A 5,790-nucleotide genomic window follows, 5' to 3' on the forward strand; every position below is an offset into this window, starting at 1 on the left:
TTAATAAACAACTAGATATTCGCCATCTTTTTTATGGGCGTGAAATTTCAGTAGGAAGCGAATTTTCTATAGTAGGAACTAATGAAAAATCTCAGGAAAACCTAATTGCTTCAATACAAGGAGATTCACCGAATCAATTAGATGAACAAAAAGATTTATTTGATAATTCAGAATAAATTAGTGATGAAATAGATGAATTAGAAGATATTGTTTTTCTGCTTGATTGGAAAAAAAAAGAAGTTAGCATAAGACGCAGATTATCATCTGATGGAGGTATGGATGTTCGTCTGTTAAGGTCATCTACAATAGCTACAGAAGCAGTTACAAAATCCCAATTTATTACACCATTATCTTTAGATATTGACGAAATTACTCAATTATTTGATGAAATTGTCTTAACACCAGAGGAAACATTGACTCTAGAAGCACTTCAAATTATTGAACCTAAAATTGAACGTATTGCTTCAATTGGCCCTGAAAAATACGGTTCTAATAGTAGAATTTTAAATACTAGAATTGTAGGAGCAAGAGGTGGGTTTAGAGTCAAAGTTTCTGACCAAAAACAACCCATACCCATTGGCAGTATGGGAGAAGGAATATGGCGAATTTTAGCATTAGCGATCGCTCTTGTTTCTGCTGAAGGTGGAGTATTACTTGTAGATGAAATTGATACTGGTTTACATTTTTCTACAATGTCTGATATGTGGAAACTTATTTGGAAAACGGCGAAAAAATTAGATGTTCAAGTATTTGCTACGACTCATAATAGTGATTGTTGGAGTAGTCTTGCTGATGTGATTAAAAGTGAAGGTTGAGAAAGTGAATAAATGGCAATTCACAGAATAGAAGCTGATAAAAATAATTCTGTATTTTTCACAGAACCTGAAATTGTTATTGCTGCAAAACGTGACATAGAGGTGCGATAGTAATGGCGACAAAAAGAAGAAAATTACCTCCTAAAAATAAACTATTGGTCGAGGGTGCTGAGGATAAAAGAGTTATTCCATATTTGATAGAAGCTAATGATATTTCTTGGGAAGACGAAAATAAAAATCCAGTTGTATGTATTGACTCTTTTGATGGGATAAAAAACTGACAAAATAAAAATGATAAAAATTTAATTTCTACAGAGTTAAAAGCATCTAGGCTTTCTGCATTAGGTTTAATAGTTGATGCAGATAACGAACCAGAAAATACATGGTAAACTATTAGGAATGTTTGTTTACCAAGTATTCGTAATTTTCCTGAAAATTTGCCAGAAACAGGTCTAATTCATAACACTAATTCTGGTGTTAAATTTGGAGTGTGGATGATGCCAGATAATAAAATGCGTGGATAGTCCTGCATGGTAATGGTGAGGATATATATTTTTTAATTTCTCCGACACTCCCCATCTCCGACACTCCCCATCTCCGACACTCCCCACACTCCTGGTGCTTCCTTTACCATTACGCGAGCACCACCACCAATGCGTGGGATGCTAGAAACATTTCTGACTTATATTATTCTTGAGGAAAATGAACTTTGGAATTATGCACAAACAGTTGTTATGAAAGCTAAAAATCAAGGTGCGCCATTTATAGAAAATCGAAAATAATACTAATAAAGTGAATATTCATACATGGTTAGCTTGGCCAAATCCTGCCGGTCGCCAATTACATAATGCTGTGATGGAAAAAATTTTAAATCCAAAACATCCCCAAGTTCAAATATTTATTAACTGGTTTAAAAAATTATATGACTTGTAAAATTTATCAAATTTAATTTTCGCTACAGTAATCATTATTGATAATGGATAATGAAAACTATACCAATCCTATTTTATTCGTATCAAAAATGTTGTCACCTTTTGGTAATTAGGGCATAGGCAATAGCAAATGGGCAATAGTTTCAGAGTTTATTTCTAATTTTTGAATTGTTACTATCTATTTAGGATTGCTATATCTATAATTATCAATTATCCATGGAAAAGGAGAAGCTTTAAACCTCTGGGGATTAATTATCAATTATCAATTATCCATTATCCATTGGTAAATATGACTCCCATATCAAAATTATGAGTGATACAAATTGAAGTTATCTATAAAATTAGTAATATATAACTCTCAACCTGGGGAGCGATCGCCTGAAATATTTCCCCATTATATTGACTATTCAAAATGCCTTTGCTAAAACAAAGGCATCAATATTATTATTATCCTTATTTGTAGCTAATCTAAATATGATTAAACAACTCAAAAATTCTGACAATGACCCTATCAATGTCGATTTTTTAACACCAGAAGTAGTAAAATTAAAGGGTAAAATTGGTATGACGTTGGCTCCAGGTAAGAAAAATTTCGGGATGCACTTGGATTGGGATCGGGATTTAAATAAAGACTTATTAAGACTACGTTTAGACTATGAAACACATATACTAATAACACTTCTAGAAGAACATGAATTAGAAGACATACAAATTTCTAACCTAGGAAAAATAGCAGAAGCACAAGGAATAAAAAGTATAAGATTTCCAATTAAAGATCGAAGTGTTCCTACCTCAATAGATGAATTTATTAATCTGATTAATAATATTCTGAAAGTAGTAACAGAAGGAAAAACAGTAGTAATTCATTGTAAAGCTGGATTGGGACGTACCGGAACAGTTGCCGCTTGTTGTTTAGTAGCTTTAGGTTATTCAGCAGTTGAGGCGATCGCTACGGTCAGACAAACCAGACAACATACAATCGAAACTAAACAACAAGAAAATTTTGTTTTCCTATTTTATCAAGAATTTGCTTCAGGAAAAATAGCAGTTTCAGCACTTTGATAAATTGGTTGATTTGATATATTTTTGGGAGGGATAGTTCAGTCTGATACCAGTTAATTTTGACAATAAATAAGGTCTCAAGCCTCATACTTCAGCCAGAGTTACTGATAACTGATAACTGATAACTGATAACTGATAACTGATAACTGAAATTACTGCCCTCCCAGTTATACATCCTGAAAAAACTCAACAATAATTTTCAAATATTTGTTGTGATTTGTAGATGCCGATCATCCTGAATTTAATATTACTATTATTAGCTTAATTATGGTTGTTTTAATAATTCTGCCCGGATACAACCTTTTTCCCATTTCCAGTTAGGTAAAGATTTTTGGGGAAGAAAAATTGCCCAGATTGAACCTTCAGGACTCTTATAAAAACCTGTAATTTCAGCTTCTACCAGACTGCACCATGGTGCTGATACTAAAATTTTATCTCCCGAACTAAAAATTTTTCCGCTAGCATTGGTCGCTTCTTGAATAGATTCTTTTAACTTTGGTTTACCTGGTTTTCTTGGTCTTTCTGGTTTTCTTGGTTGATTTGTACCTTCTGTTCTTGATGAGAAGTTTTTTACTGGAGTAGGTTTTTCTTGTTTGGACTCAGTTTTTTCGCGCAGTGTCTCCTTAGCAGAATTAGGTTCAATTGGCTTTTTTGGTCTAACAGGTCTATTGATTGCTATTATTTCGTGACTCATCCACTTAACTCCCTATACCTGATTTTAGCTATCTTTCTATCTATGATAGCACTACTGAAATTTGGCTTTTGTGTTTGGTGGCCTAAATCATTATTTAGACTTCCGTATTACACTTTTGACCAGAATAAATTTATGTTCTGGAGTAACAAATTCCCCGAAACTAATTATTAAGGGTTATTGTTAGAGACTGTTCAAACAAATATTAAGACACTCAGAATACTCAATCCCGGTGGATGACGGCGGACAGCTTTCACCTAGGGGGATCGAGAGTTCATATTCGCGCATTTTTATGTCGGTAACAGCCCAAACTCATCCTAAATAAGGATTTAACTTTCATTTAATAAACTGTTTCTTAGACTTCTAACTTTCCGTGTTTGAATCAGGAAATTTTCTTGATTGAAATTATTTTTATTTAATTTTTACTTTATCAATATGAATCTAAAACTCTAATAATTAAACTATTAGAAGTCAGCTTTTTCTGTAGAATGCTGCGTAAATAGTAATAGGAAATCAGGGTTAGAGAAAAATGAATATACCGTTTATTAAGCTAATTAGGTACAGTTGTTTTTCTACTCCCTACTCCCTACTCCCTAAAAATTACGAATTTTGTACCTCACGCTTTTTGGGAATTGCTATAGTTTATTAGTATTTTTCCTAAGACCTACTACCTAATAGATATCTCCATAAAATAAACTTCCTCTTTATTTAACATAAGCTAGAGTTGTCAAAGTCACTCTCCGAAATCATTTTTCGTACTGCTTTGGCTGTGAAAATCTATTCTCTGTTCCCTATTCCCAGTTAAGTGTTCCCTACTAGATGCAAAAAGTCTATATCTTTTTCACGCCTATGTCTAATACACTTAATGAATATCAACTATTTAAGCTAATGGCTAATAGCTGACTGTTAAATGCTTACCTAAAACCTTGAATTCATCTAGTGAGGGATTAATTAAAGACACTTTAAAAATTTTACTTTTTGCCTATTCATAGAGCAATATTAAGGCTTAAAACTATTTTATTTTAGAAAATAATTTTAAAAATATATATACTGTAGCTTGGCTCAAATAATCTACTACTAACAAAATACTCATAGTCTTGCAAATCTAATACTTTTGACTTTTAAATTTTAACTTTCCTATAGAGACACTACTAATTTTTTTCATCTTGATTTTTTGCTATTTTAACAATCTTAGATGACAAAGGTAAGTAAATTGTTTTATGGCATAAGATAGGTTGCTAAAATTAATTAGAAAATTAGGAGAGACACGGAACAGGGAACAGTTCATCCTCAAATCTCCTACCTCATACCTTACCTAAGGCTGTCAATTTATTTACGCCCAACTACTTAATTAAAACTCTGCCTTTAAGAGCAAGGTTTGATCGATTAAAAAAAAGGCTCTACCAAGATGATTAAAAATATTTTAGATGGACGCTATAAAATTATTAAAATTATTGAATCAGGAGAATTTGGCCATACTTATCTAGCCCAAGATATTCGTCGTCCTGGAGAAGCACAATGTTTTGTTAAGCATTTACAACCAAATACTTATGACCAAAGATTTCTGGAAATCATTCGCCGTAGATTTCAGCAAGAAGCAAAAATACTAGAAAAGCTATCTCAACACAATCAAATTCCTAAACTCCTTGCTTACTTTGAAGAAAATCAAGAATTTTATTTAGTTCAGTCTTTTATTCCTGGTCAATCTCTAGATAATGAAATATTACCAGGTAAAGCTCTATCTGAAATCCAAATAATTAGAATTATCAGAGAAGTATTAGAAATTTTAGGATTTGTGCATGAAAATAATGTGATTCATCGAGATATTAAACCGGCTAATTTAATTAGAAGAAAATCAGACCATAAATTAGTTTTAATTGATTTTGGAGCTGTTAAAGAAATTAATATTGCTCAACAAAATAAAACAGCAAGGATTGGTACGATGGAATATATGCCAATTGAACAATTTGAATATAATCCACAATTAAATAGTGATATTTATGCTTTAGGAATGATGGGAATTCAGGCAATTACAGGATTACCTAGTAGTGAATTATCTAAACTAAAAAATCAGGAAAATGGTAATAAAAGAGAAATATTTTGGCGACACCTAACAAATTGTTCTACAGCTTTAGCAGATATTTTAGATAAGATGGTGCGCTATGATTATCGGGAACGTTATCAGTCAGCAGCAGAAGTTATAGCAGATTTAAAAGAAATTAGCAATCACCCAAATCAAACTATAGATAATAGGGAAATTTATCGAGAAGAGATTGTTCGTCTGGCTAGC

Annotated in this window: 6 protein-coding genes and 1 pseudogene; 6 read left to right on the top strand and 1 reads right to left on the bottom strand. The window is 32.2% G+C overall.

Going from position 1 to position 5,790, the window contains the following annotated elements; genetic code table 11:
- Positions 1-275 precede the first annotated feature (275 nt).
- The 5 genes and pseudogenes from F6K22_RS29215 to F6K22_RS29230 all read left to right on the top strand — a co-directional run bounded on the left by F6K22_RS29215 (position 276) and on the right by F6K22_RS29230 (position 2,809).
- Positions 276-815: an AAA family ATPase gene (locus F6K22_RS29215; RefSeq protein WP_293106177.1), complete on the top strand. Its 540-nt coding sequence runs from the start codon at positions 276-278 to the stop codon at positions 813-815.
- 113 nt (positions 816-928) lie between these two features.
- Positions 929-1,339: pseudogene (locus F6K22_RS42570) on the top strand (DUF3226 domain-containing protein).
- Positions 1,340-1,477: 138 nt separating this feature from the next.
- Positions 1,478-1,597: a DUF3226 domain-containing protein gene (locus F6K22_RS42575; protein ID WP_363274689.1), complete on the top strand. Its 120-nt coding sequence runs from the start codon at positions 1,478-1,480 to the stop codon at positions 1,595-1,597.
- A 10-nt stretch (positions 1,598-1,607) separates the two neighbouring features.
- Entirely contained in the window at positions 1,608-1,748 is a 141-nt protein-coding gene (locus F6K22_RS29225) for a DUF3226 domain-containing protein (RefSeq protein WP_293106183.1), read from the top strand.
- A gap of 473 nt (positions 1,749-2,221) precedes the next feature.
- The gene (locus tag F6K22_RS29230; protein WP_293106186.1) at positions 2,222-2,809 is read left to right on the top strand and encodes a cyclin-dependent kinase inhibitor 3 family protein; all 588 of its coding nucleotides are present in this window, start codon (positions 2,222-2,224) and stop codon (positions 2,807-2,809) included.
- A gap of 265 nt (positions 2,810-3,074) precedes the next feature.
- On the opposite strand, the gene F6K22_RS29235 is transcribed toward F6K22_RS29230, so the two are convergent.
- Positions 3,075-3,503: a hypothetical protein gene (locus F6K22_RS29235; protein ID WP_293106189.1), complete on the bottom strand. Its 429-nt coding sequence runs from the start codon at positions 3,501-3,503 to the stop codon at positions 3,075-3,077.
- A 1,405-nt stretch (positions 3,504-4,908) separates the two neighbouring features.
- Between F6K22_RS29235 and F6K22_RS29240 the strand changes: the two genes are divergently transcribed.
- Positions 4,909-5,790 (top strand): serine/threonine-protein kinase (locus F6K22_RS29240; RefSeq protein ID WP_293106192.1); only part of this gene is annotated, 882 nt, incomplete at its 3' end.

It is taken from the genome of Okeania sp. SIO2F4 (assembly GCF_010672385.1).
Classification (GTDB): domain Bacteria; phylum Cyanobacteriota; class Cyanobacteriia; order Cyanobacteriales; family Microcoleaceae; genus Trichodesmium.